The following is a 26,322-nucleotide window of genomic DNA, read 5'->3' as shown; positions in this document are numbered from 1 at the left end:
CTTTTTGTTGCGTGCTGTTACGCTGGGCTTCGGCGTGTTTCGTAGGAGCGGATTCCGTCCGCGATCAGCCGGCAAGGCCGGCGCTGGGCGGGTTCGCGAGCAAGCTCGCTCCTACGAAGAGCGCATCGGCGTGAACTTGTAGCAGCGAGCTTGCTCGCGAACCGCACGAGGCCAGTCGCGAACGGAGTCCGCCCCCGCAAAATCCAGGACCCGCATGCCGACTCAATGGGTCACCCAGCGCTGCCGCGCCCAGGCGCTCAGCGTATCGACGCCCAGCACCAGCACCAGCATGGCGAGAATCACCGTTGCCGCCTGGGCCTGCTGGAACAGGCTGAGGCTGAAGTAGAGCATCTGTCCCAGTCCGCCGGCGCCGACGAAACCGAGCACGCTGGCCATGCGGATATTGTTCTCCCAGCGATACAGCGTATAGGCCACCAGCTGTGGCCAGACGCCGGGCAGGGTGCCATAGGCGAAGGCGGCGATGCGTCCGCCGCCGGCCAGACGCACGGCCTCGGCCGGCGCGCTCGGCGTATTCTCCAGCGCCTCGGCGAACAGCCGGCCGAGCACGCCGCCGGTGTGCAGCGCCAGGGCCAGGGTGCCGGCGTTCGGCCCCAGTCCGGCGGCCAGCACCATCAGTGCGCCCCAGACCAACTCCGGTACCGCGCGCAGGGCGTTGAGCAGCAGCCGCGCCAGACTCTGGGCCACGCGCCCGAAGCGGCCGGCGGCGGGCAGGGCGACCAGCAGGCCGATCAGCACCGCCAGCAGCGTGCCGATGGCCGACATGGCCAGGGTTTCCAGGGCGCCGCGGCCGACGGCCACGAGGTGCGCGGCGGACAGGTCCGGGGAGAGGAAGTCCCCGGCGTAATCGAGCATCTGGCCGGCCCCGCGTGCACTGAACAGCCCGCCGGTGTCCATGTCCAGATAGGCGAACGACGCCGCCACCGCGATCAGTACGGCGAGCAGCCAGGCGAGGCTGCGCAGCAATCCGCTCATTCGAGCCTCCCGCGCAGGAAGCGGCTGAGCAGGTCGGCGCCGAGCACCAGCAACAGGAAGGTCAGCAGGATGCTCGCCACCTCGCCGCCGGCGAACATGCGCAGCGACAGGTCGATCTGCTGGCCGAGGCCGCCGGCGCCGACGAAGCCCATCACCACCGAGGCGCGGATCGCGCATTCCCAGCGGTAGACGGTGTAGGAAATCAGTTCCGGCGCCGCCGAGGGCAGTACGCCATAGGCGAAGGCTTGCAGGCGCGAGCCGCCACCCAGCAGCACGGCTCGGGTCGGGCGCGGGTCCACCGATTCGAAGATTTCCGCATAGACCTTGCCGAGCATGCCGCCGTAGGTGATGGCGATGGCCAGCACGCCGGCGGTGGGACCCAGGCCCACGGCGCGGACGAACAATAGTGCCCAGACGATTTCCGGCACGCTGCGCAGCAGGATCAGCAGGCCACGCACCGGCCAGCGCAACGCGCGTGCCCACCAGGCGGGCAGGCCGCCGCGGGACAGGGCGGAGATCGACAGCGCACGGGTGGCCAGCAGCGAGGCGGGGAATGCGATCAGCCAGGCCAGCGCCATCCCGGCGGTGGCGATGGCCAGGGTTTCCAGCGTGGCACGGCCGAGCAGGCCGAGAAATTCGCCATCATGGGCCGGCGGCCAGAAGCCGCCGAGGAAATTGACCATGGTCCGCGCGTTGTCGCCGCTGAACAGACCGGTGATGTCCAGCTCGGACAGGCGCAGGCCCGGCCATAGCAGGGCCACGGCGAGCAGCGTGAGCAGCAGGCGCGGCAGCGCGGCGGGGTCGCGGGGCGGGCTCTTCGAAAGCGCAGACTTCAGCATCGCGGAATCTGCACCACCATCGGCTTGCCCACCGGCGAGGCGCTGTCCTGCCGTCCCAGTTGCTCGTTGGCGTAGAGCGCCCGCAGGTCGTCCGGGGTGACCCGTTCCGCCGGCTTGTCGAAGGCGATGCGGCCGTCGCGGATGCCGACGATGCGCGGGAAGTGCTCCAGCGCCAGGTCCACCGCGTGCAGGCTGGCCAGCAGCGTCACGCCACGGTTCTGCGCTTCGCGGCTGAGCACTTCCAGGGTATGGCCGGCGAGCACCGGGTCCATCGCCGAGACGGGTTCGTCCGCCAGCAGCACTTCGGCCTGCTGGTACAGCGCACGGGCGATGCCGACGCGTTGCAACTGGCCGCCGGAAAGCTGGTCGCAGCGTTCGAACAGCTTGTCGCCCAGGTCCAGGCGTTGCAGTTCGGCGCGGGCGCCGGTGCTGTCGAGCGGGTAAAGCAGGCTGGCCAGGCTCTTGCCCAGCGACCACTGGCCGAGGCGGCCGGCGAGCACGGCGGTGACCACCCGCTGGCGCGGCGGCAGCGGCGGCGCCTGGTGTACCAGCGCAATGCGCGCGCGCAGGCGCTGGCGTGCGGCGTCGCCCAGCGCCCAGGGTTGGGCACCGAGCAGTTCGAAGCGGCCCGCCGAGGGTTTCAGGGCGGTGGCCAGGATACGCAGCAGGGTGGTCTTGCCGGCGCCCGAGGGGCCGATGATCGCCACCCGCTCGCCGGCTCCGACCGTGAGGTCGATGCCGGCGAGCGAACGCTGGCCATTGGCGTGGACGTGCTCCACGCCGGTCAGTTCCAGGGTCACTTCAGGAGGCCTGCGGCGCGCGCCGACTCCTCGATGCCCTGGTAGTTCTCGGGCTGGGTCTCGATGAAGCGGCTGGCCGCCTGCAGGTCGAGGATTTCCTTGTCGCGCGGCTTGCTCGGGTCGAGGGCGAGGAAGGCCTTCTTGATTTTCTCGGCCAGGGCCGGATCGAGGTTGCCGCGTACGGTCCAGTTGTAGTCGTAGTAGGTCGGGGTGGTGGCGAAGACCTTCACCTTGTTGGTGTCGACCTTGCCGGCGTCGACCAGTTTTTGCCACACGGAGGCGTTCAGCACGCCGGCGTCGACCTTGCCGGCCTGGACCCAGGCGACGGTGGCGTCGTGGGCGCCGGAATAGGCCACGCGGGAGAAGAACTGCTCGGGCACCACGCCGTCCTTCTGCATGAAGTAGCGCGGCATCAGGCTGCCGGAGGTGGACGACACGGAGCCGAAGGCGAAGGTCTTGCCCTTGAGGTCCTGGATCGACTTCACGTTCGCATCGGCGGTGATGAATTTGCTGGTGAACTGCTGGTCCTGCTCGCGCTGTACCAGCGGGATGGCGTTGCCGGTCTTCAGGCGCGCCTGGACGAAGGTGAAGCCGCCCAGCCAGGCCATGTCCAGGCGATCGGAAGCCAGGGCCTCGACCACGCCGGCATAGTCGGACACCGGGATGAACTTCACCGGCATGCCCAGCTGTTCTTCCAGGTAGGCGCCCAGCGGCTTGAACTTGCGCAGCAGTTCGGTGGGGGCTTCATCGGGGATGGCCGAGACCTTGAGTTCCTTCAGGGCTTCGGCATGGGTAACGGACGCAGCAAAGGACAGCGCAAAGCAGGCGGCGAGCGCCAGGGTGCGTTTCAGCATGGAGCAGTCTCCGGTTCAATAGCGGAAAAAGCCTGGGAAGTTTAGTGGCGGTCTGCCCGCGTATTCCCCGACCTTGGGTACACGCACTGCCGGCAGGCTCGGCCTCGGGCCTCGCGGGGGTTAAGATGGCCGCCCCCGTGCCCGCTATTTTGCCTGACAGGAGTGACCCATGTCTGCTGCCTTGCCTTCCATTGCCTTCGCCGGCCTCGGCCTGATGGGCGTGCCCATGTCCCGCCGGCTGCTCGCCGCCGGTTTTCCGCTGACCGTGTGGAACCGTTCCGCCGGCAAGCGCGAGCTGCTCGCCGGGGAGGGCGCCAGGGCCGTGGAGACGCCGGCGCAGCTGTGTGCCGAGGCCGAAGTGGTGATGCTGTGCCTGGCCGACACCGCCGCCGTGCGCGAGGTGGTATTCGGCGCCGGCGGCATCGTCGAGAGCGCCCGTGCCGGGCAGGTTCTGGTGGACTTCTCCAGCCTGGAGCCGGCCGCCACCCGCGAAATGGCGGTGGAACTGGAAGCGCGCACTGGCATGCGCTGGGTCGACGCGCCGGTCTCGGGCGGCACGCCGGGCGCGGAAGCCGGCACCCTGGCGATCATGGCCGGCGGTCGGGTCGAGGACATCGAACGCGTGCGGCCGATCCTGGCCAATCTGGGCCAGCGCCTGACGCGCATGGGCGATGTCGGCGCAGGGCAGGTGACCAAGGTGTGCAACCAGATGATCGTCGCCTGCAACGCGCTGGTGATCGCCGAGGTGGTGGCGCTGGCGGAGAAGTCCGGCGTCGACGCGAGCCTGATCGCCCCGGCGCTGGCCGGTGGCTTCGCCGATTCCAGGCCCCTGCAGATCCTCGCCCCGCAGATGGCCGAGAGCCGCTTCGAACCGGTGAAGTGGCACGTGCGCACGCTGCTCAAGGACCTGGATACCGCCGTCAGGCTGTCCCGCGAGGAAGGCTCGGCCACGCCCATGAGCGGCCTTGCCGCGCAGCTGATGCGCCTGCACGGCAGCCAGGGCAATCTCGAACGCGACCCGGCTACCCTGGTCGAGCAATACCGTCAGTCGAAGGAATCCCACACATGAAACTCTGCGCCAACCTGTCCCTGCTGTTCACCGAAGTCCCGCTGCTGCAGCGCATCGATGCCGCCGCCAAGGCCGGTTTCGAGGGCGTGGAGATCCAGTTCCCCTACGACGTCCCGGCCGAGCAGTTGAAGGCGGCGCTGGATGACGCCGGCCTGCCGCTGGTACTGATCAACCTGCCGGCCGGCGACCTGATGCAGGGCGGCCCGGGCCTGGCGGCGGTAGCGGAGCGCGCGGCAGAGTTCGATGCGGCGCTGGCCCAGGCGCTGGCCTACGCGCGTATCGTCAAGCCGCAGCATGTGAACGTGCTGGCCGGGCGGCTGGTCGAGGGGCTGGACCGCGAGGTCGCCCTGCAGACCCTGGCGGAGCGTCTGCGCGCGACCTGCGATGCCTTCGCCGGCAGCGGCACCGACGTGCTGATGGAGGCCATCAACTGCCACGACATGAAGGATTTCCTGCTCAACACCCCCGAGCATCTGCAGGACATGCTCGAGCGCGTGGCGCGGGAAAACCTGCGCGCGCAGCTGGACCTCTACCACATGGCGCGCATGGGCCTGGAACTGGTGGATTGCATCTATGCGCTGATGGGCCAGATCGGCCACGTGCAGTTCGCCGACTACCCCGAGCGCGGCGAGCCGGGCTCCGGCGAGATGGAGTTCGAGGTACCGCTGCAGGTGCTCGACGATGTCGGCTACGACGGCTGGCTGGGCGCCGAGTACCGCCCCACCGGCACCACCGCCGACTCGTTGCGCTGGCTGCCGCGCTGGCGTGCAGGCCAGTTTGACTTCTGATTCAGGCCTGGTTGCGTAGCAGGGCCGAATCGCTGCCCTCGTGGTAGGCGTCGAGAAACTCCACCAGCGCGGAGAAGGGCAGCGGTCGGCTGAACAGGTAGCCCTGCGCCAGCTCGCAGTGGTTGTCGCGCAGGAAGGCCAACTGCTGCGGGTGCTCGACGCCTTCGGCGATCACCTTCAAGTGCAGCTTCTGCGCCATGGCGACGATTGCCTGGGCGATCTCGCTGTCACGCAGGGATTGTGGCACGTCGCAGATGAAGGAACGGTCCACCTTCAGCGCATCCAGTGGCAGCCGGCGCAGGTACGACAGTGACGAATAGCCGGTGCCGAAGTCGTCGATCGACAGGCTAACGCCCAGTTCACGCAGGCGACTGAGCAACGGGATGGCCTGGTCGATGTTGGCCATCACCGCGTTTTCGGTGACTTCCAGCTCCAGGTAACGGGCGGGCAGTCCGGCGTCGTCCAGGGTGCGCTGCACTTCTTCCACCAGGCTGTCGCGGCCCAGGTTGCTGGCGCAGCAGTTCACCGCCACCCGCAGGTCGGCAAATCCCAGGTCGTGCAGGCGGCGCAGGTCCTTGCAGGCATGGCGCAGGACCCAGGCGTCCAGCGCGCCGATCAGGCCGTTGGCCACGGCCAGGTTGATGAAGCGGTCCGGCGCCAGCAGGCCGTGGGTCGGGTGCTTCCAGCGCACCAGGGCTTCCACCTGTTCCACCCCGCCGTGGTCGAGGCGCAGGATCGGCTGGTAATAGAGCACCAGTTCGTCGTCCCACAGCGCCTTGCGCAGTTCCTCTTCCAGCTGCAGCTCCTGGGTGGCCTTGGTCTTCAGGTGCGGGCTGAAGAAGTGGGTGACGTTGCGTCCGTTGCCCTTGGATTGATAAAGGGCGAGGTCGGCGTGCTTGAGCAGTTCCTCGGCCTGTTCGCCGTCGTTGGGAAACAGGCTGATGCCGACGCTCAGGGTCATCACCAGGCTGCGCCCGGCGGTGGTGATCGGCTCCTTCATGCGCTGCATCAGGCGTTGGGCGAGAATGCGCGCTTCGTGGTCCTCGCCCAGGTCGGCGAGGATGCAGAACTCGTCGCCGCCGAACCGGGCCAGCAGGTCGGAGCCGCGCAAGGCGCTGCGGATGCGCCCGGAGACGATGCACAGCAGTTCGTCGCCGGCGGCGTGGCCGAGGGAGTCGTTGACCCGCTTGAAGTGGTCCAGGTCCAGCAGGATCACCGCCATGCCCTGGCCCTGCTTGCGGTTGCGCTCCAGGCGCAGGGCGAACTCCTCGTTCAGCGCCGCGCGGTTGTGCAGGCCGGTGAGTCCGTCGAAGCGCGCGAGTTGCTGCAGCGAGGCATTGGCGTGGTCGAGCTGGCTGAGCAGGGCATTGACCCGGTGCAGTTCGCTTTCCTTGCTCTCCAGGCTTTCCTCGATCCAGGCGGCCCAGAGCCCGGCGAGCACCACCGCCAGCGCCAGCAGGCCGACCATCAGGCCGAGCTGGATGGCGTTGCCTTGGGTGGGGTCTTCGCCCGGCACCACCCAGCTGGGTAGCGTCAGGGTCAGCGCCGCCATACCGGTGAAGTGCATGCCGGCGATGGCGCTGCCGAGCAACAGGCTGGCGGCGACCTGGTAGATCCATTGGCGCTGCGCAGGCTGCCGGTTGAGGACGGGCGTCAGCACCAGGGCGGCATAGGCCACCAGGATCGCCAGCAGGACCGACAGCGCCACCAGGGGCGGGTCGTAATGCTGCGCCGGTGGCGCCTGGATGGCGGCCATTCCGGTGTAGTGCATGCCGGCGATGCTCGCGCCGATGCAGCAGGCGGCCAGCAGGTGTTGCAGGGGGCTGAGCCCGGCCTGGACGAGCAGGCGCATCGCGACCACCGAGGTGCCGATGGCGATGAACAGCGAGAGGAGGGTCAGCCCGCCGCTGAAGTGCACCGGCACCGCCGGGCGGAAGGCGAGCATGGCGACGAAATGCATCGACCAGATGCCGCTACCCAGGCAAATACCGCCCACCCACTGCCAGCGGTGGGCGTGGCGGGGCGTACGGATCATCCGGCTGGCGATGCTCAAGGCGACGAAACTGGCGACGCAGGCGATCAGGATGGAAAGCAGCACCAGGCCGGAATTGTGTGTGCACTCCAGCAGCACCGCGTCGGGTACGGCGTCCTTCTGCCATTCCATAGCCGGGAGCTCCTGATGTCGGGACGTGGTCGGGGCACGGTTCGATATCACTTTGATGTCAGTCTAGGAGGCGACCATCGCCCTGCAAGGCGTGGATGGCCTTTCCGACGGGGCGGAGGGCTGTCGCCGACGTACGGTCGAGCCCGTTGGCGATGGCGTCTCATCTCTTTCTTCCGGGCAGGGATGGAATCGCCAAATTGACATTTTTTTGACTAACTTCCGGCTAGAGTATCGCCGCCGGCCGGGAGGCTCGGCCGTTGACGTTTCCAACCCGATTATTGACGCTCAAGGAGTGCACTCGATGGCCGAGGGCAAGCGCCGCCTCTTCCCGCAGATCAGTTCGACGCGGCTGGTCATGCTGTTTTCCCTGGCCCTGGTGTTGTTCTACAACGTCGCGACCTGGAAGGCGCTGAACAACCTGGTGCCGCTGGAAGGCATCAAGGGCGCTGCGTTCTTTCTTTCCTTCGCCTTCTTCCTCTGGGCGGCCTTCACCCTGCTGCTGACGCTGGTGTCGTTCCGGCCGCTGCTCAAGCCGGCGCTCACGTTGGTGGCACTGGTTTCCGCGGGCGCGGCCTACTTCATGAACGCCTACGGCGTGGTCATCGACACGGTGATGGTGCAGAACGTGTTCGAGACCAATCCCGGCGAAGCCGCAGCGCTGTTCAGTGCGCGGATGGTGGGTTACCTGCTGGTGCTGGGCGTACTGCCGGCGGCGATCATCTGGCTGACCCCGGTGAGCTATCGCCCGTTCTTCCGCGGACTGCTGAACAAGGTCCTGGTGATCGCCGGGTGCCTGGCGGTGGTGGCGGTTTCGGTGGGCAGCTTCTATTCCACCTACGCGCCGGTGTTCCGCCAGGAAGACAAGCTGACCCACTTCATCAATCCGACCAACTACATCTATGCAGTGGGCAAGTACACCAAGCAGCGCCTGGGCATCAAGGAAAACCTGGTGGTGCAGCCGATCGGCGAGGATGCCGTACTGACCCAGCGCGTGCGCGCCGACGGCAAGAAGTCGCTGATGGTCTTCGTGGTCGGTGAAACCGCTCGCGCCGATCATTTCTCCCTCAACGGCTACGCCCGCGACACCAACCCGGAACTGGCGAAGCTGGACATCATCAACTTCGCCAACGTCAGCTCCTGCGGCACCTCCACTGCCGTGTCGGTGCCCTGCATGTTCTCCAAGTTCCCCCGCGAGGACTACAGCGACAAGAAGGGCAAGACCTACCAGGGGCTGCTCGACGTTCTGCAGCGCGTGGGGGTGTCCGTGCTCTGGCTGGACAACAACAGCGACTGCAAGGGCACCTGCCTGCGCGTGCCGAACCGCGACATTCCCAAGACCCAGGCCGGTCCGTTCTGCGATGGCAAGAACTGCCTGGACGAAGCCTTGCTGCAGGATCTGCAAGCCTATATCGACGGCTTGAAGGGCAACGCGATCATCGTCCTGCACGCTGACGGCAGCCACGGCCCGGAGTACTACGAGCGCTATCCGAAGACCCTGGAACGCTTCAAGCCGGTATGCCGCACCAACCAGCTGGGCAGTTGCAGCAGCGAGGAACTGGTGAACGTCTACGACAACACCATCCTCTACACCGACTTCTTCCTGTCCAAGGTGGTGGAGTTGCTCAAGCGCAACGAAGGCCGCTTCGACACCTCAATGCTCTATGTCTCCGACCACGGCGAGTCGCTGGGTGAAAATGGCGTCTACCTGCACGCCGCGCCCTACGCCATCGCCCCGAAGGCGCAAACCCATGTGCCGATGGTGATGTGGTTCGGCGCTGGCGCGCTGGGCGATCTGGGTATCGATCGCGGCTGCCTGGAGACCAAGGCCAAGGCCGATGAGTTGAGCCATGACAACCTGTTCCACTCGGTGCTCGGACTCTATGAGGTGCGTACCAGCCTCTACCAGCCGGACCTGGACATCTTCCATTCCTGCCGACGCAACATGACCGTCTCCCAGTAAACGGGAACAGCGGCAAAAAGAAGGCCCTGCGGCGTCTGCCGCAGGGCCTTTGTGTTTTCCGGTTCTGGAATTACTTGTCGCGTACCAGCAGCACCGGGCGGTTGCTGACGCGGATCAGGCCTTCGGCCACGCTGCCCAGCATCAGGCGGCGTACGCCACGGCGGCCGTGGGTGCCCATGACGATCACATCGGCTTTCGAGGCTTCGGCCTCGATCTCGATGCGTTCGGCGATCTCCTCGCTGGCGCGCTCCTGGCAGACCCGCTCGAACACGGCCTTGACCGGGAAATCGGCGACATGCTCCCTGGCCTTGGCCAGGATGTCATCGGCAGCCTTCAGCGCGGCTTCGCGCAGCGGCTCGGGGTTGTAGTACACGGCGTAGTCGGGCAGGTGCCGCAACGGGCTGTCGACGATGGTGATGACACGCAGCTCGCCGCCGCTCAGCTTGGCCAGCTTGGCTGCTTCCACCAGGGCACGGTCGGAAACCGGACTGCCGTCCACCGCGACCAGAATGCGCTCGTACATGATGTGTTCCTCAATCAGTGGGCTTGGTAAGAAAACTCTATCCCTCCGAGGGCGAGATTCCCTTGCGCAGCGTCAATGGTAGTCGGTATGTCTGAAAATGCCGGGAATAGAGCGGTGTAACCGTGGACGGAACGTTGCCAGGGCGGGTTCGCGAGCATACAGGTTGCGGGCGTGCCTGCGTTTCGTAGGAGCGAGCTTGCTCGCGAACAAAGCCCGCCCCATGAAAAACCGCCACAGGTCACCCCGTGGCGGCTTCTTCATTGCGCGTTGCTCGGTATCCGGATCAGCCAGCCACCAGAACGCGGATCGCCTCCAGGCGCAGCGAGGCTTTATCCAGCATCGACAGGCTGTCGTCGCGCTGCTTGCGCAGGGCTTCCAGTTCGCTGTCGCGCACGCTGGGGTTGACGGCCTTGAGCGCGGTCAGACGGGCCAGTTCCTCGTCCAGGGTGGCGGTCAACTGCTGGCGGGCCTGTTCCACGCGCTCGGCGTGGCGCGGTGCGATCTTGGTTTCGGCCACGGCGAACTGCTTGGCCAGCACGTCGCGCTGGGCCTGCACGAACTTGTTGGCGCTGGCGCGCGGCACGCTTTCCAACTGGTCGTTGAGGGTTTCGAAGGACACGCGGGCGGACAGGTCGTTGCCGTTGGCGTCCATCAGGCAGCGCAGCGCCACCGGCGGCAGGAAGCGGCCGAGCTGGAGTTTGCGCGGCGCCACGGCTTCGCTGACGAACAGCAGCTCCAGCAGCACGGTGCCGGGCTTGAGTGCCTTGTTCTTGATCAGCGCCACCGAGGTGTTGCCCAGCGAGCCGGACAGCACCAGGTCCATGCCGCCCTGCACCATCGGGTGCTCCCAGGTGAGGAACTGCATGTCTTCGCGGGCCAGCGCCTGGACGCGGTCGTAGGTGATGGTGACGCCTTCGTCGTCGCCCAGCGGGAAGCTGGCGTCCAGCATCTTCTCGCTCGGACGCAGGATCAGCGCGTTCTCGGAATGGTCCTCGCTGTGGATGCCGTAGGTATCGAACAGCTTCTCCATGTAGATCGGCAGGGCGAACTGGTCGTCCTGCTCATCGATCGCTTCCACCAGCGCCTCGCCTTCGCCGGCGCCGCCGGAGTTCAGCTCCAGCAGGCGGTCGCGGCCGCTGTGCATCTCGGCTTCCAGCGCCTCGCGGGCGGCGATGCCTTCGGCCAGCAGGGCAGCGAAGGCGTCGTCGTCGCCGCCGTCCAGCAGTTCCACCAGGCGCGGGCCGAAGCGGTGCTGCAGGGCGTTGCCGGTAGGGCAGGTGTTGAGGAACGCGTTCAGCGCCTGGTGGTACCACTGGAACAGGCGTTCCTGCGGGCTGTTTTCCAGGTGCGGGACGTGGATCTGGATGGTGTGCTTCTGGCCGATGCGGTCAAGACGGCCGATACGCTGTTCCAACTGGTCCGGGTGGGCCGGCAGGTCGAACAGCACCAGGTGATGGGCGAACTGGAAGTTGCGGCCTTCGCTGCCGATTTCCGAGCAGATCAGCACCTGGGCGCCGAACTCTTCGTCGGCGAAGTAGGCGGCGGCGCGGTCGCGTTCGAGGATGCTCATGCCTTCGTGGAACACGGTGGCCGGGATGCCGGACTTCAGACGCAGAGCGTCTTCCAGGTCCAGTGCGGTCTCGGCGTGGGCGCAGATCACCAGCACCTTGTACTGCTTGAGCATCTTCAGGGTGTCGATCAGCCACTCGACGCGCGGGTCGAAGCGCCACCAGCGGGCGTTCTCGTCGGCGTCCTCGACCTGGGCCTGGAAGCTGACTTCCGGGTACAGATCCGGGTGCTCGCCGATGGGCAGTTCCATGTACTCGATCGGGTTGGCCAGCACGTAGGGGTGCAACTGACGCTCCGGGAAGCCCTGCACGGCGGCGCGAGTGTTGCGGAACAGCACGCGGCCGGTACCGTGGCGGTCGAGCAGCTCACGGACCAGGCGGGCACGGGCGTCTTCGTTGCCGCTCTCGACGCTGGCCAGCAGTTCGTCGCCGGCGCTGCCGAGGAAGCCGTGGATGGCCTCGCGGGCGGTGGGGGAGAGGCGGCCGTGGTCGATCAGCTCCTGCACGGCCTCGGCGACCGGACGGTACTGGCCGCTTTCGGCGCGGAAGGCTTCCAGGTCGTGGAAACGGTCCGGGTCGAGCAGGCGCAGACGGGCGAAGTGGCTGTCCAGGCCCAGCTGTTCCGGGGTCGCGGTGAGCAGCAGTACGCCGGGGATGACCTGCGACAGTTGTTCGACCAACTGGTATTCGCGGCTGGCCTGCTCCGGGTGCCAGACCAGGTGGTGGGCTTCGTCCACGACCAGCAGGTCCCAGCCGGCGGCGAACAGGGCGTCCTGCGCACGCTCGTCCTCGCGCAGCCACTCCAGCGCCACCAGGGCCAACTGGGTGTCTTCGAAGGGATTGCTGGCATCGCTCTCGACGAAACGTTCGCGGTCGAACAGGGCGACTTCCAGGTTGAAGCGCCGGCGCATTTCCACCAGCCACTGGTGCTGCAGGTTTTCCGGCACGAGGATCAGCACGCGGCTGGCGCGGCCGGAGAGCAGTTGGCGGTGGATCACCAGGCCCGCTTCGATGGTCTTGCCCAGGCCCACTTCGTCGGCCAGCAGGACGCGCGGCGCCATGCGGTCGGCGACTTCGCGGGCGATGTGCAACTGGTGGGCGATGGGTTGCGCGCGGGCGCCGCCCAGGCCCCAGAGGGAGGATTGCAGCAGGCGGGTGCGGTGTTCCAGGGTGTGGTAGCGCAGGCCGAACCAGGACATCGGGTCGATCTGCCCGGCGAACAGCCGATCGCTGGCCAGGCGGAACTGGATGAAGTTCGACAGCTGGGTCTCCGGCACGGTGTGCTGGTCGTTCTGTGCGGTGATGCCGTGGTAGATCAGCAGGCCGTCGACCTCGTCCACTTCGCGGACGGTCATCTTCCAGCCTTCGAAATGGGTGATCTCGTCGCCCGGGGCGAAGCGCACGCGGGTCAGCGGCGCGTTGCGCTCGGCGTACTGGCGGGTATCACCGGTGGCGGGATAGAGCACCGTGAGCAGGCGGCCGTCCAGCGCCAGGATGGTCCCCAGCCCGAGTTCCGCTTCACTGTCGCTGATCCAGCGTTGACCGGGTTGATACTGCGCCATGATCACCTCCCAAAAAAAGCCGGCTATGGTACCGGAACGTGCGGCATTCAGCGATGGCCGAAGACGGTTCCGGTCGTCCGAAAGGTCGGGCCTGCCGGGAGGGAGGCGCTGGGCGTCGGGGGCTCCCGCTGGACTTGCCGCAAATGTACGAAAGTGTAGCGAGCCGGGCTCAAGTCTGTAGCGGAGCCGCCGATAGCCTGACCAGAGGACCTCCGACGGGACTTTTCCGCATGCTGCCGCCCATTCCCCACAGTCTGGCACCGGTCACCGCCCAGCAGGACGTGCCCAGGCCGCGACCGGATGTCGCCCCGGTGAGCCCGCCTGCCCCCAGCGCGGGCAACGCCGGCGTGGGCCTGGAGCGTCGTCCCGACGAAGAGGTGCTGGAAGAGGAGTACCAGCGCCGCCGCAAACGCCGCCAGCCCAGCGATGGCACGCCGGAGGGCGAGGCGCTGGAAGAGTTGGAGCAGGTCGAGGAGCTGGGCGAAGTGCGGGATGCTCCGCGCAAGGGCCTGTGGATCGATATCGAGGTCTGACGCCGCGGCCCGGAGTAAGCTGGACGAGTTCCCGATCACGCCGAGTCCCGCATGCTGTTCGACGATGCCCCCATTCACTTGCCCGATGCCGAGTTGCGCCTGCTGTCCGACTGGTGCCCGCCGCGGCGTGCTGCTCAGTGGTTCGAACAACTGGTCGCCGAGACGCCCTGGGAGCAGCCATGCGTGCGCCTGCACGGGCGCGACTACCCGGTGCCGCGGCTGGTCAACTGGTACGGCGATCCCGAGGCTTTCTATGCCTACTCCGGCCTGACCCACGTGCCGCTACCCTGGACGCCGCTGCTGACGGAGATCCGCGCACGGGTGGAAGAGGCGGCCGGGCAGCGCTTCAACGGCGTGCTGCTCAACTACTACCGCGACGGCCAGGATTCGATGGGCTGGCACAGCGACGACGAACCGGCACTGGGCCGCAACCCGGTGGTGGCGTCATTGAATCTCGGTGGCGCGCGGCGCTTCGACCTGCGGCGCAAGGGGCGACACACAATCGAACATTCCATCGAGCTGTCCGGCGGTTCGCTGCTGGTCATGTCCGGCGCGACGCAGCATTATTGGCAACATCAGGTCGCCAAGACGCGCCATGCGGTCGCGCCGCGCCTGAATCTGACTTTCCGCCTGGTGCATGCCCTGCCATGAGCAATGACGAAAAACTGATCGACTTCGCCTCCGAGCGCGACAAGCGCATCCACGACGTGCACGAAAAGCGTTTGCAGGACGTGCGCAAGGCCTTCGAGAACGCGCTGCCGCTGAGCAAGGCGCGCAAGAAGGGCAAGAGCAAGCCGAAGAAACGCTGATTTTTCCTGCCCCTACCCACCCCTTTTTCGTCAGAAACACCGTCCCACGCGGCTTCCCGCCGCACCTACCCCTTTCGCTAAGTTGACCTGCGTCAGTGCTCCGGCCCTCGCCGGAAAGCGCCTTGTCGACCATTGATCCAGGTCAATTTGCCCTGTCCGGCCGCCGGTAATCTGCACACATCCCCAGACGATGTAGGCAAATAGGAGGCCAGCATCATGTTCATCGACGAAGTGGTTCTCGCAGGCATCGTTACCGTAGGACTCATGGTTCTGTTCTTCGGCGGGGTCGGATATTTCATCTGGAAGGACTCGCACAAGCGCGGTTGACCTTCCAGATACACAGAGCACGCAAGGCACTTCGGGCGACTTAGGTCGCCCGTTTTTTTTTGCCTGCGCGAAAGTCGGAATGACATATTGTTAGCTTGCTAATAATATCCGGGCAACGATAGTGCCATTCCCGTTGCGGGCTATCTTTAAGCGATAGATCCGAAGCCTTTCGAGAGACTGCGTGCGACCTACGCTACAGGCATTCCTCGCGCCGGATACGCTGGCGCTGACGTTCGCGATCAAGACCCTCCTGGCTGGTGGCCTGGCGCTCTGGTGCGCCTTCCGTTTCGACCTCGAGCAGCCACAGTGGGCGCTGATGACGGTGTTCATCGTGTCCCAGCCGTTGTCGGGCATGGTGGTGGCCAAGGGGCTGTTCCGCCTGATCGGCACCCTGGCCGGCACCGCCATGTCGGTGGTCATCATGGCCTTGTTCGCCCAGACCCCCTGGCTGTTCCTGCTGGCCGTATCGGTGTGGCTCGGCCTGTGTACCGCCGCTTCGACGACCCTGCGCAACCACATGTCCTACGCCTTCGTGCTCTCGGGCTATACGGTGGCGATCATCGGCCTGCCGGCGATCAGCCATCCGCTGGGGGTGTTCGACCAGGCCGTGGCGCGTTCCACAGAAATCTGCCTGGGCATCCTCTGCGCCTCGGCGGTCAGCGCCATCCTCTGGCCGCGCCGGGTCGAGGCCAACCTGGACAAGCAGGCGCGGGCCACCTGGCTTGCCGGGATGCAGGCCGCACGCAGCGAAATCGACGCCGATGCGCGGGAAATCAGGGGCCTGCTGCAGGCGCTGGGCAAGATCGTCGAGGTGGACGTGCAGCGCGACCACGCCTGGTTCGAGGGGTATCGCGGGCGCATGCGGTCGCGGGCGCTGCGCATCCTGTCCCGCGATCTGCTCAGCCTGTTGCGCACTGCACGTGGCGTGGCCCGCCAGCGCAGCGTGCTGGACGAGGGCGACAAGGCGCGGCTGCAACCCTGGATCGATGAACTGCAAGCGCTGTTGCAGGACCCGCAGGTCGAGCCGATGAAGATGCTGGGCGCGCGGCTGGAGCAGGCGGGCACCGACGACACCCGGTCCAATGACCTGCGCTACTGCCTGACCCGCTGTGCCCTGTTGCTGCGCAAGGCCGTGGACGCCGAGCACACCATGCGCTCGGTTGCTTCGGGCGCGGTGGATGAGCGAACGACCGGTACGCTGTCCTGGCACCGCGATGGGCTGATGGCGCTGTTCTACGGATTGCGCAGTGCCCTGGCGCTGCTCGGCATGTCGGCCTTCTGGATGGCCACCGCATGGCCCGCCGCCACCGGTGGAATGCTGCTGGCGGCGGTGATCTGCAGCCTGTTCGCCAACCGCGACAACGCCGTTGCCATTGGCCTGGGCTTCCTGCGCGGCATTCTCTATGCGATACCCGCCGCCGCGGTGGTCACCCAGTGGCTGCTGCCGCAATGGAATGGCTTCCCCTTGCTCTGCATGGCCCTGGGCGTGCCGCTGTTCTTCGCCTTGCTGGGCATGGCCACGCCGGCATTGGCCGGCATCGCCACGTCGTTCTCGATCCACTTCATCACCCTGGTGGCGCCGAGCAATGTGATGAAGTACGACCTGGCCAGCCTGCTCAATTCCGCACAGGGCATCGTCATCGGCGTGGGCTTCGCGGTCGTGGTGTTCCGCCTGTTGACCCTGCCGGCGGACTGGCTGAACCGCCGCCTGATCCAGGCCACCTGTGTCGATCTCGGGCGGCTGACCCGGCGGCCGATCGCGGAGGCGGAGAACTGGTTCGGTGGCCGCATGGCCGACCGCCTGATTCGCCTCGCGCGGCACTACACCCTGCTGCCGAAAGCCGGGCAGCGGCGCTGGCAGGACGGCCTGCTGGCGCTGGACCTGGGCAACGAGCTGATCCACATGCGCGCCTGTCTCAATGGCGCCCAGGGTGTGCTGCGCAAGTCGCGCGACCAGTTCCTCGGCGCGCTTGCCAGCGTGCTGGAGCAAGGGCCGGGCATCGGCCGCGAGCAGCGCCTGGAATCGCTCTGCGAACCGCTGGAACAGGCCCTGGCGCGTGATCGCCAGGGCGACAGCGAACCCAATCGCCTGGCCCGCGCCGCCCTGGCGCAATTGCGCCACACTTGGCGGCAGTGGTGTCGACTGGAGGAATCGCATGGGCCTGCATGAGGTCGGCTGGGGCGGTGTCTACCTCAGCCCGCTGTTCATCTACGCCGTGCTGGCCCTGGGCCTGACCGTGGTACTGCGCCTGCTGCTGCAGGCTACGCCCTTCGGCCGCTGGATCTGGCACGAAGCGTTGTTCGATTGCTCGTTGTTCGTGTTGATTCTCTGCGGCGTCACCTGGGCGCTGAGTGGGATCCCTTGAGAGGAGACGTTGCATGCGCGGATTCCTTCGCGTAGCCATCACCCTGATTCTGGTCGCTGCCGCGGTGCTCGCCGGCACCTGGCTATGGCGTTACTACATGCTGTCGCCCTGGACCCGCGATGCGCGGGTACGCGCCGACGTGGTGGTGATCGCCCCGGACGTTTCCGGGTGGGTCACCGACCTTGCGGTGCAGGACAACCAGCAGGTGAAAGCCGGCGACCTGATCATGCGCATCGACCGCGAGCGCTACGCCGCCAACCTCGAGCAGGCCAAGGCACAGGCCGAAACCCGGCACCAGCAGTACCTGCTGCGCCAGAGCGAAGCGTCGCGGCGCAATCGTCTGGGCATCGCCGCGATCAGCGCCGAAGACAAGGAAACCGCGCAGATCAACGCCGCCATCGCCAAGAGCGAGTACGACGAGGCGCTGGCCCAGGTGCGCCTGGCCGAGCTGAACCTCACCCGCAGCGAGATGCGTGCCCCGCGCGACGGACAGGTGACCAACCTGCGCCTGGCCCAGGGCAACTATGCTCAGGCCGGCCAGCCGGCGATGGCGCTGGTGGACCAGAAGTCCTTCTACGTCACCGCCTACTTCGAGGAGACCAAGCTACCCGGCATCCGCGTCGGCCAGCCGGCGAAGGTCGTGCTGATGAGCGGCGACACCCCCATCGACGGCACCGTGCAAAGCATCAGCAGCGGCATCACCGACCGCAATGCCATTCCCGACAGCCAGTTGCTGGCCAACGTCGAGCCGACCTTCAACTGGGTACGCCTGGCCCAGCGCATTCCGGTGCGCATCCATCTCGACAGGGTTCCCGAAGGCGTGCACCTGAGCGCCGGGATGACCGCCAGCGTCACCGTGAAGGAACGCTGAGGGGCGCGTCGTCCGGCTCGCGCTGCAGCCAGCAGGACAGCACGGCGCAGAGCACCGAGAGCGCCACCAGGCCGATACCGAGCCAGGGCGTCCAGGCGATGCCCGCGAGGCTGATCACCGCGCCGCCCAGTGCAGCGCCGAGGGCTACGCCCAGGTGCATCGCCGAGGTGTTCAGCGCCACCCCGGCGCTGCCGCTGGCCGGGTCGCTGGCCAGCAGGTAGCTCTGCACCGCCGGCGAGATCATCCAACTGATGGTGCTCCAGACCATCAGCGCCGCCAGCAGCATCCAGGGGTACCCGAGGCTCAGCGGGATCGCCAGCATCGCCAGGGCAAACAGGATCGGTACCACGATCAAGGCGCGGCGATGGCCGAGGCGGTCGCTCAGCCAGCCGCCGAGGTAGCCGCCGCCAATGGCCGCAAGGCCGATCAGCAAGAGGGTCAGGGCGATGCGCTGGCTGTCGGTGATCCCGGCCACCTGCTGGAACCAGGGCGTGATGTAGGCGAACAGGGTGAAGTGCCCGCCCAGCAGCAGGATCGACACCAGTTGCGCCAGGTTCAGCGAGGGGCTGCGCAGCTGGCGCTTGTACGCCGCGCCATTGGCCGGGCTGACGAGGGCGCGGCGGGGCAGGGCGAGACGCAGCAGTGCGGCCAGCGGCAGCGAATAGAGGGCGATGGCGGCGAAGATCCAGCGCCAGCCGAACCATTCGTTCACCAGCACGCCGGCCGGCACGCCGAACACCAGCGAGCCGCTGATACCCATGAAGATCAGGCCGATGGCGCGCCCGCGCTGGGTCGGCGGCGCCAGCTCCACCGCCAGCAGGCTGGCCTGCATGATCAACAGCCCGCAACAGGCGGCCATACCGATGCGCATCAGCAGCAGGGGGACGTAACCGGGGCTGAGCGCCGCGCCGGCGTTGAAGGCGGCGAACACCAGCAGGGTGATCACCAGCAGGCGGCGGCAGTCGGCGCCACGGGTGAACCAGCCGAGCAGCGGCGCGGCGATGGCGAAGCTCAGGGAGAACAGGCTGGTGAGCTGGCCGGCGAGGCTGAGGGAAACGCCCAGGTCATCGGCGAGTGACGGCAGGATGCCGGTGAGGATGGCCTCGGCGAGGCCCGCGGCGAAGGTGCAGATGGACAGCAACAGCAGTCGAAGGTCCATGATGGCTCCGATTCCCGGTAATGGGGTTTCGGGCGGAGGGCCTTCGGTTATCCCAGATGGATTGAAAAATGACCAGGGCAGGGTAGTTGAGGTGAAAACTGTATACAAGTTTCCGGGGCCGGCGGCCAGCCCCGGAGTCGACCTCGGAACCTGTTCAAGGTCTTGCCGGGCGCAGCATGAGCAAGCGCAGGCAGACGTTGAATAGATTCTCAGCCGATGGTGATCGGCGGCAGGGCAGGCAGTTCGATGTTGAGCTTCTCGGTGGGTGCCAGCACTTCGGCCTCGCCTTTGACCACGGCCTTGCCATCCTGGTTGAGCACCACGGTGCCGATGCGTACGCGGTTCTTCGGCAGCTTTTCCAGCACTTCCAGCTCTACCGTCAGTTCGTCACCGAGCTTCACCGGGCGGGTGAACGTCAGATTCTGGCCGAGGTAGATAGTGCCCGGGCCGGGCAGGGTGGTGGCGATCGCCGCGCTGATCAGCGCGCCAGTGAGCATGCCGTGGGCGATGCGTTCCTTGAACTGGGTGGTGGCGGCGTAGTCGGCGTCCAGGTGCACCGGGTTGCGGTCGCCGGAGACCTCGGCAAACAGCTGGATGTCGCGCTCGCCGACGTTGCGTCGGAAGTTGGCCTTCTGGCCGACTTCGAGTTCTTCATAGGGGACGTTCTGGACCTGGGTCATAGGGGCTCCTCGGATTTCTCGACCTGCGAGACGGGGCAGTGCGCCGCCAGCCAGTCGATCAGGTTGCGGGTGATCTCGTCGCGGTTGCTCTCGTTGAACAGCTCGTGACGAGCGTCGGGATAGATCTTCAGTTGGACGTCGCGTACCCCGGCCCGGGTCATCGCCTGGGCGAGGTCGCGCAGGCGCTTGCCCTGGCTGACCGGGTCGCGCTCGCCACCGATCACCAGTACCGGCAGGTCGCTGCGGATGCGCGACAGGTGCTCCAGCGGCGTGATGTCGGCCAGGCCGCCGAGCAGGTCCAGCCATAGCTGATTGCTGCAGCGGAAGCCGCAGAGCGGGTCGGCGACGTATTTGTCGACTTCGGCGGGATCGCGGCTGAGCCAGTCGAAGGCGGTACGGTTGGGTTTGAAGGCTTTGTTGAACGAGCCGAAGGAGAGGAAGTCGATCAGCGCGCTGCGCCCCAGCGGGCCCTGGCGCCAGCGCTCGAAGCGGGCGATCAGGCGGGCGCTCTTGTACAGCGCCACTGGCTGGTAATTGGAGCCGGACAGCACTGCCGCCTTCACGCTGGCGCTGTGCTGCATCAGGTAGGCGCTGCCGATGTAGCTGCCCATGCTGTGGCCGAGCAGGACGATGGGCAGGTCCGGATGCTCCTCGCGCACATGCTGGTTCAGCGTGTGCAGGTCGCCGATCACCTTGCCCCAGCCGCCGCGGTCGGCGTAGTGGCCGAGTTCGCTGTTCTCGGCGGTGCGGCCGTGGCCGCGCTGGTCGATGGCGTAGAGGTGATAGCCGGCGGCGTTCAGCGCCAGGGCCAGGCGCTCGTAGCGGCCGGCATGTTCGGCCATGCCGTGGGACAGCATCAGAGCCCCGCGGAACTGACCTTCCGGTGCCCAGTGGCGGGTGTACAGCGGTGTCTCGTCGCTGGCGGTCAGCCAGTAGGCGGCGTAAGGCATGGGTCCTTCCCGTTGTTGTACGAATTATCGTCGAGCGAAGGTGAGACACGGCGATCGTCGCCGAAGCTGCGCAGTGTACAGCGCCGTGCGCATCTGCCCAGGCGATTTTTGCCCAGGTTCGCCCGTGGACATCTTCTGTAAGGATTGTGTCGGCTGGCCTAGGCTTCCCGCGACGTCAGGTGCTCCGTGGTATCCCTGCGCGGCAGTAGGCGGTGGCGCAAGATTCATGCAGTCAATGACACTCGCCGGAGTCTTTGCGCTGACCGGGGGAACTGTTAGCTTCCGTCAAATGACCGCAATGGCGGTTTGGTTTCGCTCAGGTACGAGGATAAGAATAAATGCAACCTGATTTCTGGAACGACAAACGCCCGGCCGGCGTGCCCAGCGACATTGATCTGACGGCCTACAAGTCCGTGGTCGAAGTGTTCGAACGCTCCTGCAAGAAGTTCGCCGACCGTCCGGCGTTCAGCAACCTGGGCGTGACCCTGACCTATGCCGAGCTGGACCGCCTGTCCGCTGCTTTCGGCGCGTACCTGCAGAAGCACACCGACCTCAAGCCCGGTGACCGCATCGCCGTGCAGATGCCCAACATCCTGCAGTACCCGATCGCCGTGTTCGGCGCCCTGCGCGCCGGGCTGGTGGTGGTCAACACCAACCCGCTGTACACCGCGCGCGAGATGCGCCACCAGTTCAAGGACTCCGGCGCCCGCGCGCTGGTCTACGTGAACCTGTTCGGCAAGCTGGTGCAGGAAGTGCTGCCCGACACGGGGCTCGAATACCTGATCGAGGCGCGCATGGGCGACCTGCTGTCGCCGCTCAAGGGGCTCCTGGTCAACACCGTGGTCAAGCACGTGAAGAAGATGGTGCCGGAGTACAGCCTGCCCCAGGCCGTCTCCTTCAAGGACGCCCTGCGCCAGGGCCGTGGCCACGGGCTGCAGCCGGTCAAGGCCGGTCTCGACGACATCGCCGTGCTGCAATACACCGGCGGCACCACCGGCGTGGCCAAGGGCGCCATGCTCACCCACGGCAACCTGGTGGCGAACATGCAGCAGGTGCACGCCTGCCTGCAGCAGCACGGCCCGGACGGCAAGCCACTGATGCAGGTCGGCAACGAGGTGATGATCGCGCCGCTGCCGCTGTACCACATCTATGCCTTCACCGCGAACTGCATGTGCATGATGGTCAACGGCAACCACAACGTACTGATCACTAACCCGCGCGACATCCCCGGCTTCATCAAGGAACTGAAGAAGTGGCGCTTCTCCGCGCTGCTGGGGCTGAACACCCTGTTCGTCGCCCTGATGGATCGCCCGGAGTTCAAGGAACTCGACTTCTCCAACCTGAAGGTCACCAACTCCGGTGGCACCGCGCTGGTCACCGCCACCGCCGAGCGCTGGAAGGCCATGACCGGTTGTTCCGTGGTCGAAGGCTACGGCCTCACCGAAACCTCCCCGGTGGTCAGCACCAACCCCTACGGCGACCAGGCGCGCCTGGGCACCGTCGGCATCCCGGTGCCGGGTACCGCGCTGAAGGTGATCGATGACAACGGCAATGACCTCGGCCTGGGCGAGCGGGGCGAGCTGTGCGTGAAGGGCCCGCAGGTGATGAAGGGCTACTGGCAGCGCCCGGAAGCCACCGCCGAGGTGCTGGACGCCGAAGGCTGGCTGCGTACCGGCGACATCGCGGTGATCGATCAGGACGGCTTCGTCCGTATTGTCGACCGCAAGAAGGACCTGATCATCGTCTCCGGCTTCAACGTCTACCCCAACGAGATCGAGGACGTGGTCATGGCCCACCCGAAAGTCGCCAACTGCGCGGCGGTCGGCGTGCCGGACGAGAAGTCCGGCGAGGCGGTGAAACTGTTCGTCGTGCCGCGCGAGGGCGGGGTGACGGTGGAGGAGCTCAAGGCCTACTGCAAGGAGAATTTCACCGGCTACAAGGTGCCCAAGCACATCGTGCTCAAGGACGCCCTGCCGATGACGCCGGTGGGCAAGATCCTGCGTCGGGAGCTGCGCGAAACGGCTTGAGGCGAGCGTGAACGAAAAGGGGGCTGATCCAGAATCAGCCCCCTTTTTTATTGCCGATTGTCAGCCAGAGCCGGTCAACCGCCACAGCCGCCACAGCAGCTATTCTTCTTGCGCAGGATCTCGTAGAGATCGTCCTTGAGCTGCAGCTTCTGTTTCTTCAGCGCCTCGATGGTGTCGTGCGAGGCAGGGGTGATGCCGGCTTCCATGTTCTTGATCTCCTGATCGAGATCGTTGTGGCTATGGAAGAGCTTGGCGAAATGCGGGTCTTCGGCTTTGAGGCGAGTAATCTTTTCACGGAATTCGGGAAACATGAGGGTTCTCCAGGCGAGTGCAAAAGTACTCTGCGTGATCTGCACCTGGCCGGTGTTGAGGTAGATCATTTCCGGAAGATGATTTCGCAAGTACCTGGCGGATGATTCGTACACCGGCCCGCAAGCGCCGACTAATGCCCTTGCTCTTCACCCGGTGGGCAGAATCGGCATCGGGAGCTGCGCGAAACCGCCTGGTCGGACTCCGCCGATCCACCTCCGTGACGGGACCGCTCTGGCGATCAGTCCCCGTTCTTTTTTCCGGTTTCATCTCCCTGAAACCTGCCTTGTCTGACAATCCAACAAGCCTGTAGCCCCTCTGGGGCGGGCTTTTCCGACGAGTGGGCGGTTAGTGACCGAAATGACTGCTTTTGGTCATTTTTCTGACTGACAAGGCCGTGTTTGGTGCTGGTCGCGTTTTCTCAAAGCTGCTAATCTCGGCCCGCTTTTCGCTCCCTGCCTCAAGGGAAGGCGACATAAACACAACAACGAACCGCACTGCGGTAAAGATAAGCTGTTGCTTAGGAGTGGGCTTCCATGACCGATAATTTCTGGAAGGACAAATACCCAGTGGGGATCGCTGCCGAGATCAACGCTGACCAGTACCCGAACATCCTCGCGGTACTGAAAGAGTCCTGCCAACGCTTTGCAAACAAGCCCGCCTTCAGCAACCTGGGCAAGACCCTGACCTACGGCGAGATGTACAAGCTCTCCGGGGACTTCGCGGCCTATCTGCAACAGAACACCGATCTCAAGCCCGGCGATCGCATCGCCGTGCAACTGCCCAACGTGCTCCAGTACCCGGTCGTGGTTTTTGGCGCCATGCGCGCCGGCCTCATCGTGGTCAACACCAACCCGCTGTACACCGCGCGGGAAATGGAGCACCAGTTCAACGACTCCGGCGCCAAGGCGCTGGTGTGCCTGGCGAACATGGCGCACCTGGCCGAGGAAGTGCTGCCCAAGACCGGTATCCGCAACGTCATCGTCACCGAAGTGGGTGACATGCTGCCGCCGCTCAAGCGCTTCATCGTCAATTTCGTGGTCAGGAACATCAAGAAGATGGTTCCGGCCTTCAACCTGCCCAATGCGCAGAAGCTGACCGACGTCCTGGCCAAGGGCCGTGGCAAGGCGGTGGCGGAAGCCTCGCCCAAGAGCGACGACGTGGCCGTGCTGCAGTACACCGGCGGCACCACGGGTGTGGCCAAGGGTGCGATGCTGACCCACCGCAACCTGGTCGCCAACATGCTGCAGTGCAAGGCACTGATGGGCGCCAACCTCAACGAAGGCTGCGAGATCCTCATCGCGCCGCTGCCGCTGTACCACATCTACGCCTTCACCTTCCATTGCATGGCGATGATGCTCACCGGCAACCACAACATCCTGGTGACCAACCCGCGCGACCTGGCCAGCATGGTCAAGGAGCTGTCGCAGTGGAAGTTCACCGGCTTCGTCGGCCTGAACACCCTGTTCGTCGGCCTGTGCAACAACGAAGGCTTCCGCAAGCTGGACTTCTCTGCACTGAAGCTGACCCTCTCCGGGGGCATGGCTCTGCAACAGGCCGCAGCCGAGCGCTGGAAAGACGTTACCGGCTGCGCCATCTGCGAAGGCTACGGCATGACCGAGACCAGCCCGGTGGTTTCGGTGAACCCGTTCCAGAACATCCAGATCGGCACCATCGGCATTCCGGTTCCGTCGACCCTGTGCAAGGTCATCAGCGATGACGGCCAGGAGCTGCCGCTGGGCGAGCGTGGCGAGCTGTGCGTGAAGGGCCCGCAGGTGATGAAGGGCTACTGGCAGCGCCAGGAAGCCACCGACGAGATCCTCGACAAGGACGGCTGGCTGCGCACCGGCGACATCGCGATCATCCAGGAAGACGGCTACATGCGTATCGTCGACCGCAAGAAGGACATGATCCTGGTGTCGGGCTTCAACGTGTACCCCAACGAGCTGGAAGACGTGCTCGCCACCCTGCCGGGCGTGCTGCAGTGCGCCGCCATTGGCATCCCGGACGAGAAATCCGGCGAGTCGATCAAGGTCTTCGTGGTGTCCAAGCCGGGCGTCACCCTGACCAAGGAGCAAGTCATGCAGCACATGCACGACAACCTCACCGGCTACAAGCGGCCCAAGGCCGTGGAGTTCCGCGACAGCCTGCCGACCACCAACGTCGGCAAGATCCTGCGCCGAGAATTGCGCGACGAAGAGCTCAAGAAGATCAGGGCCTGAGCCGATAAACAAGGAACCCGCCGCGAGGCGGGTTTTTTGATGCCTGCACGGAAGCGGGTCCCTTATCTGCCTGAGGTCCATGCCGTGAATACCGTCCTTCGACTGCGCGCCAAGGTACTGCTCCTGGCCATCGCCCCGATCCTGCTCCTCACCGTTCTGTTGTGTGCCATCGCCACCGTTGCCCTCATGCAATTGTCGACCCAGCAGGAGGCGCAGATCCGCGAGAACCTCACGCATGACCGCGAGGCGCAGTTGAGGAACTTCGTCGATGTGGCCCTGGCTGCCGTTGGCCCGATCTACCAGGCTGCCGCCCAGGGGGATGCCCAGGCCCGCGAACAGGGCATCGCGATCCTCAAGCGCCTCGAATACGGCAAGGGTGGTTATTTCTGGGGCTATGACACACGCTCCGTACGGGTCTTCCAGGGCACCAGCGACGAGCGCCTGGGCGAGGACTTCAGCGGCTATCGCGACCCCAATGGCGTCTATGCCATCCGCGAGTTGGTAGCGGCGGGCCAGAGTGGCCAGCACTATGTGCGCTACAGCTTCACCCTGCCGGGCGGCAATGCCATCGTGCCGAAGATCGGCTATGCGCATTTCCTGCCCAAGTGGAACCTGGTGTTCGGTACCTCGCTGAATCTCGATGACGTCGAGCGGGAGGCTCAGGAAGCCGGCGCTGCCTTCGACGCCAAGATCGACAACCTGCTGCTGTTGATGGGCGGCTCGGCGCTGGCGCTGCTGCTGGTGATCGGCCTGCTTGCCGGGCTGTTCAGCCGCACCATCGTCCAGCCCATCGTGCAGGTGCGCGACAACCTCGACGACATGGCCGCCGGCGATGGAAACCTGACCCATCGTCTGAACCTGGGCCGCAGCGACGAACTGGGCGAACTGGCCGGCTCGTTCAATCGCTTCGTCGAAAAGATCCACGTGCTGGTGCAGCAAGTGGCCGGCA

Annotated in this window: 23 protein-coding genes and 1 pseudogene; 13 read left to right on the top strand and 11 right to left on the bottom strand. The window is 65.9% G+C overall.

The genetic code is table 11. From position 1 onward, the window contains the following. Positions 1 to 222 precede the first annotated feature (222 nt). The 4 genes from phnE to H681_RS18370 are packed head-to-tail and all read right to left on the bottom strand — an operon-like array spanning position 223 to position 3,486. Positions 223 to 993: a phosphonate ABC transporter, permease protein PhnE gene (gene phnE / locus H681_RS18385; RefSeq protein ID WP_015478383.1), complete on the bottom strand. Its 771-nt coding sequence runs from the start codon at positions 991 to 993 to the stop codon at positions 223 to 225. Further along, positions 990 to 1,832 carry a PhnE/PtxC family ABC transporter permease gene (locus tag H681_RS18380; protein WP_015478382.1) on the bottom strand — a complete coding sequence of 281 codons (843 nt, stop codon included), beginning with the start codon at positions 1,830 to 1,832 and terminating at the stop codon, positions 990 to 992. The genes phnE and H681_RS18380 overlap by 4 nt, the downstream gene beginning before the upstream one ends. Further along, positions 1,826 to 2,632 carry a phosphonate ABC transporter ATP-binding protein gene (locus H681_RS18375; protein ID WP_015478381.1) on the bottom strand — a complete coding sequence of 269 codons (807 nt, stop codon included), beginning with the start codon at positions 2,630 to 2,632 and terminating at the stop codon, positions 1,826 to 1,828. The genes H681_RS18380 and H681_RS18375 overlap by 7 nt, the downstream gene beginning before the upstream one ends. Beyond that, positions 2,629 to 3,486 (bottom strand): putative selenate ABC transporter substrate-binding protein, encoded by an 858-nt coding sequence (locus tag H681_RS18370; protein ID WP_015478380.1) that lies wholly within the window; start codon positions 3,484 to 3,486, stop codon positions 2,629 to 2,631. Before H681_RS18370 ends, H681_RS18375 begins: the two co-directional genes overlap by 4 nt. Before the next feature lie 169 nt (positions 3,487 to 3,655). Here H681_RS18370 and H681_RS18365 point away from each other — a divergent pair, with 169 nt between their 5' ends. Further along, positions 3,656 to 4,555, top strand: coding sequence for an NAD(P)-dependent oxidoreductase (locus H681_RS18365; protein ID WP_015478379.1), 900 nt, complete (start codon positions 3,656 to 3,658; stop codon positions 4,553 to 4,555). Continuing rightward, entirely contained in the window at positions 4,552 to 5,343 is a 792-nt protein-coding gene (locus H681_RS18360; protein ID WP_015478378.1) for a hydroxypyruvate isomerase family protein, read from the top strand. Before H681_RS18365 ends, H681_RS18360 begins: the two co-directional genes overlap by 4 nt. Before the next feature lies 1 nt (position 5,344). Here H681_RS18360 and H681_RS18355 read toward each other — a convergent pair whose 3' ends face one another. Further along, positions 5,345 to 7,507, bottom strand: a complete 2,163-nt coding sequence (locus H681_RS18355) for a putative bifunctional diguanylate cyclase/phosphodiesterase (RefSeq protein ID WP_015478377.1) — start codon at positions 7,505 to 7,507, stop codon at positions 5,345 to 5,347. 301 nt (positions 7,508 to 7,808) lie between these two features. On the opposite strand from H681_RS18355, the gene H681_RS18350 reads away from it, so the two are divergent. After that, positions 7,809 to 9,467, top strand: coding sequence for a phosphoethanolamine transferase (locus tag H681_RS18350; RefSeq protein WP_015478376.1), 1,659 nt, complete (start codon positions 7,809 to 7,811; stop codon positions 9,465 to 9,467). Between the two features lie 70 nt (positions 9,468 to 9,537). On the opposite strand, the gene H681_RS18345 is transcribed toward H681_RS18350, so the two are convergent. Next, positions 9,538 to 9,990, bottom strand: coding sequence for a universal stress protein (locus H681_RS18345; RefSeq protein ID WP_015478375.1), 453 nt, complete (start codon positions 9,988 to 9,990; stop codon positions 9,538 to 9,540). A 283-nt stretch (positions 9,991 to 10,273) separates the two neighbouring features. Continuing rightward, entirely contained in the window at positions 10,274 to 13,126 is a 2,853-nt protein-coding gene (gene rapA / locus H681_RS18340) for an RNA polymerase-associated protein RapA (RefSeq protein WP_177324588.1), read from the bottom strand. A 224-nt stretch (positions 13,127 to 13,350) separates the two neighbouring features. Here rapA and H681_RS18335 point away from each other — a divergent pair, with 224 nt between their 5' ends. The 7 genes from H681_RS18335 to H681_RS18310 all read left to right on the top strand — a co-directional run bounded on the left by H681_RS18335 (position 13,351) and on the right by H681_RS18310 (position 18,026). Next, complete coding sequence (locus tag H681_RS18335) at positions 13,351 to 13,653, top strand: hypothetical protein (RefSeq protein ID WP_015478373.1); 303 nt, start codon at positions 13,351 to 13,353, stop codon at positions 13,651 to 13,653. A 51-nt stretch (positions 13,654 to 13,704) separates the two neighbouring features. Next, positions 13,705 to 14,304, top strand: coding sequence for an alpha-ketoglutarate-dependent dioxygenase AlkB family protein (locus tag H681_RS18330; protein ID WP_015478372.1), 600 nt, complete (start codon positions 13,705 to 13,707; stop codon positions 14,302 to 14,304). Beyond that, complete coding sequence (locus H681_RS26710) at positions 14,301 to 14,462, top strand: hypothetical protein (RefSeq protein ID WP_015478371.1); 162 nt, start codon at positions 14,301 to 14,303, stop codon at positions 14,460 to 14,462. The genes H681_RS18330 and H681_RS26710 overlap by 4 nt, the downstream gene beginning before the upstream one ends. A 216-nt stretch (positions 14,463 to 14,678) precedes the next feature. After that, positions 14,679 to 14,789: a cytochrome c oxidase subunit CcoM gene (ccoM, locus tag H681_RS27140; protein WP_015478370.1), complete on the top strand. Its 111-nt coding sequence runs from the start codon at positions 14,679 to 14,681 to the stop codon at positions 14,787 to 14,789. A gap of 181 nt (positions 14,790 to 14,970) precedes the next feature. Continuing rightward, on the top strand, positions 14,971 to 16,959 hold the full coding sequence (locus H681_RS18320; protein ID WP_015478369.1) for an FUSC family protein: 1,989 nt from the start codon (positions 14,971 to 14,973) through the stop codon (positions 16,957 to 16,959). After that, a complete protein-coding gene (locus tag H681_RS18315; protein WP_015478368.1) occupies positions 16,946 to 17,155 on the top strand; it encodes a DUF1656 domain-containing protein in 210 nt (69 codons plus the stop codon). The genes H681_RS18320 and H681_RS18315 overlap by 14 nt, the downstream gene beginning before the upstream one ends. Positions 17,156 to 17,168: 13 nt before the next feature. Beyond that, the gene (locus tag H681_RS18310) at positions 17,169 to 18,026 is read left to right on the top strand and encodes an efflux RND transporter periplasmic adaptor subunit (RefSeq protein WP_015478367.1); all 858 of its coding nucleotides are present in this window, start codon (positions 17,169 to 17,171) and stop codon (positions 18,024 to 18,026) included. On the opposite strand, the gene H681_RS18305 is transcribed toward H681_RS18310, so the two are convergent. The 3 genes from H681_RS18305 to H681_RS18295 all read right to left on the bottom strand — a co-directional run bounded on the left by H681_RS18305 (position 18,007) and on the right by H681_RS18295 (position 20,815). Beyond that, entirely contained in the window at positions 18,007 to 19,185 is a 1,179-nt protein-coding gene (locus H681_RS18305) for an MFS transporter (RefSeq protein ID WP_015478366.1), read from the bottom strand. The genes H681_RS18310 and H681_RS18305 overlap by 20 nt on opposite strands. Before the next feature lie 209 nt (positions 19,186 to 19,394). Beyond that, positions 19,395 to 19,865, bottom strand: a complete 471-nt coding sequence (locus tag H681_RS18300; RefSeq protein WP_015478365.1) for a MaoC family dehydratase — start codon at positions 19,863 to 19,865, stop codon at positions 19,395 to 19,397. Beyond that, complete coding sequence (locus H681_RS18295) at positions 19,862 to 20,815, bottom strand: alpha/beta hydrolase (RefSeq protein ID WP_015478364.1); 954 nt, start codon at positions 20,813 to 20,815, stop codon at positions 19,862 to 19,864. The genes H681_RS18300 and H681_RS18295 overlap by 4 nt, the downstream gene beginning before the upstream one ends. A 338-nt stretch (positions 20,816 to 21,153) precedes the next feature. Between H681_RS18295 and fadD2 the strand changes: the two genes are divergently transcribed. Further along, entirely contained in the window at positions 21,154 to 22,842 is a 1,689-nt protein-coding gene (fadD2, locus tag H681_RS18290; protein ID WP_015478363.1) for a long-chain-fatty-acid--CoA ligase FadD2, read from the top strand. A gap of 74 nt (positions 22,843 to 22,916) precedes the next feature. On the opposite strand, the gene H681_RS18285 is transcribed toward fadD2, so the two are convergent. After that, on the bottom strand, positions 22,917 to 23,153 hold the full coding sequence (locus H681_RS18285; RefSeq protein ID WP_041712686.1) for a YdcH family protein: 237 nt from the start codon (positions 23,151 to 23,153) through the stop codon (positions 22,917 to 22,919). A 534-nt stretch (positions 23,154 to 23,687) separates the two neighbouring features. Here H681_RS18285 and fadD1 point away from each other — a divergent pair. Then, positions 23,688 to 25,373, top strand: a complete 1,686-nt coding sequence (gene fadD1 / locus H681_RS18280) for a long-chain-fatty-acid--CoA ligase FadD1 (protein ID WP_015478361.1) — start codon at positions 23,688 to 23,690, stop codon at positions 25,371 to 25,373. A 39-nt stretch (positions 25,374 to 25,412) separates the two neighbouring features. Further along, positions 25,413 to 26,237, top strand: a pseudogene (locus H681_RS27270) (cache domain-containing protein); the annotation flags it as partial. Positions 26,238 to 26,322 lie beyond the last annotated feature (85 nt).

Origin of the sequence: Pseudomonas sp. ATCC 13867 (assembly GCF_000349845.1) — a bacterium.
Classification (GTDB): domain Bacteria; phylum Pseudomonadota; class Gammaproteobacteria; order Pseudomonadales; family Pseudomonadaceae; genus Pseudomonas.
Note: the sequence above shows the minus strand (reverse complement) of the source record. Positions and strands in the feature narration are given on the sequence as shown.

Excerpts from the sequence above, each read along its gene's own strand:
- phnE (WP_015478383.1), bottom strand. The coding sequence starts at position 993 with ATGAGCGGATTGCTGCGCAGCCTCGCCTGGCTGCTCGCCGTACTGATC.
- H681_RS18380 (WP_015478382.1), bottom strand. The coding sequence starts at position 1,832 with ATGCTGAAGTCTGCGCTTTCGAAGAGCCCGCCCCGCGACCCCGCCGCG.
- H681_RS18370 (WP_015478380.1), bottom strand. The coding sequence starts at position 3,486 with ATGCTGAAACGCACCCTGGCGCTCGCCGCCTGCTTTGCGCTGTCCTTT.
- H681_RS18365 (WP_015478379.1), top strand. The coding sequence starts at position 3,656 with ATGTCTGCTGCCTTGCCTTCCATTGCCTTCGCCGGCCTCGGCCTGATG.
- H681_RS18360 (WP_015478378.1), top strand. The coding sequence starts at position 4,552 with ATGAAACTCTGCGCCAACCTGTCCCTGCTGTTCACCGAAGTCCCGCTG.
- H681_RS18355 (WP_015478377.1), bottom strand. The coding sequence starts at position 7,507 with ATGGAATGGCAGAAGGACGCCGTACCCGACGCGGTGCTGCTGGAGTGC.
- H681_RS18350 (WP_015478376.1), top strand. The coding sequence starts at position 7,809 with ATGGCCGAGGGCAAGCGCCGCCTCTTCCCGCAGATCAGTTCGACGCGG.
- H681_RS18345 (WP_015478375.1), bottom strand. The coding sequence starts at position 9,990 with ATGTACGAGCGCATTCTGGTCGCGGTGGACGGCAGTCCGGTTTCCGAC.
- H681_RS18335 (WP_015478373.1), top strand. The coding sequence starts at position 13,351 with ATGCTGCCGCCCATTCCCCACAGTCTGGCACCGGTCACCGCCCAGCAG.
- H681_RS18330 (WP_015478372.1), top strand. The coding sequence starts at position 13,705 with ATGCTGTTCGACGATGCCCCCATTCACTTGCCCGATGCCGAGTTGCGC.
- H681_RS26710 (WP_015478371.1), top strand. The coding sequence starts at position 14,301 with ATGAGCAATGACGAAAAACTGATCGACTTCGCCTCCGAGCGCGACAAG.
- ccoM (WP_015478370.1), top strand. The coding sequence starts at position 14,679 with ATGTTCATCGACGAAGTGGTTCTCGCAGGCATCGTTACCGTAGGACTC.
- H681_RS18315 (WP_015478368.1), top strand. The coding sequence starts at position 16,946 with ATGGGCCTGCATGAGGTCGGCTGGGGCGGTGTCTACCTCAGCCCGCTG.
- H681_RS18310 (WP_015478367.1), top strand. The coding sequence starts at position 17,169 with ATGCGCGGATTCCTTCGCGTAGCCATCACCCTGATTCTGGTCGCTGCC.
- H681_RS18305 (WP_015478366.1), bottom strand. The coding sequence starts at position 19,185 with ATGGACCTTCGACTGCTGTTGCTGTCCATCTGCACCTTCGCCGCGGGC.
- H681_RS18300 (WP_015478365.1), bottom strand. The coding sequence starts at position 19,865 with ATGACCCAGGTCCAGAACGTCCCCTATGAAGAACTCGAAGTCGGCCAG.
- H681_RS18295 (WP_015478364.1), bottom strand. The coding sequence starts at position 20,815 with ATGCCTTACGCCGCCTACTGGCTGACCGCCAGCGACGAGACACCGCTG.
- fadD2 (WP_015478363.1), top strand. The coding sequence starts at position 21,154 with ATGCAACCTGATTTCTGGAACGACAAACGCCCGGCCGGCGTGCCCAGC.
- H681_RS18285 (WP_041712686.1), bottom strand. The coding sequence starts at position 23,153 with ATGTTTCCCGAATTCCGTGAAAAGATTACTCGCCTCAAAGCCGAAGAC.
- fadD1 (WP_015478361.1), top strand. The coding sequence starts at position 23,688 with ATGACCGATAATTTCTGGAAGGACAAATACCCAGTGGGGATCGCTGCC.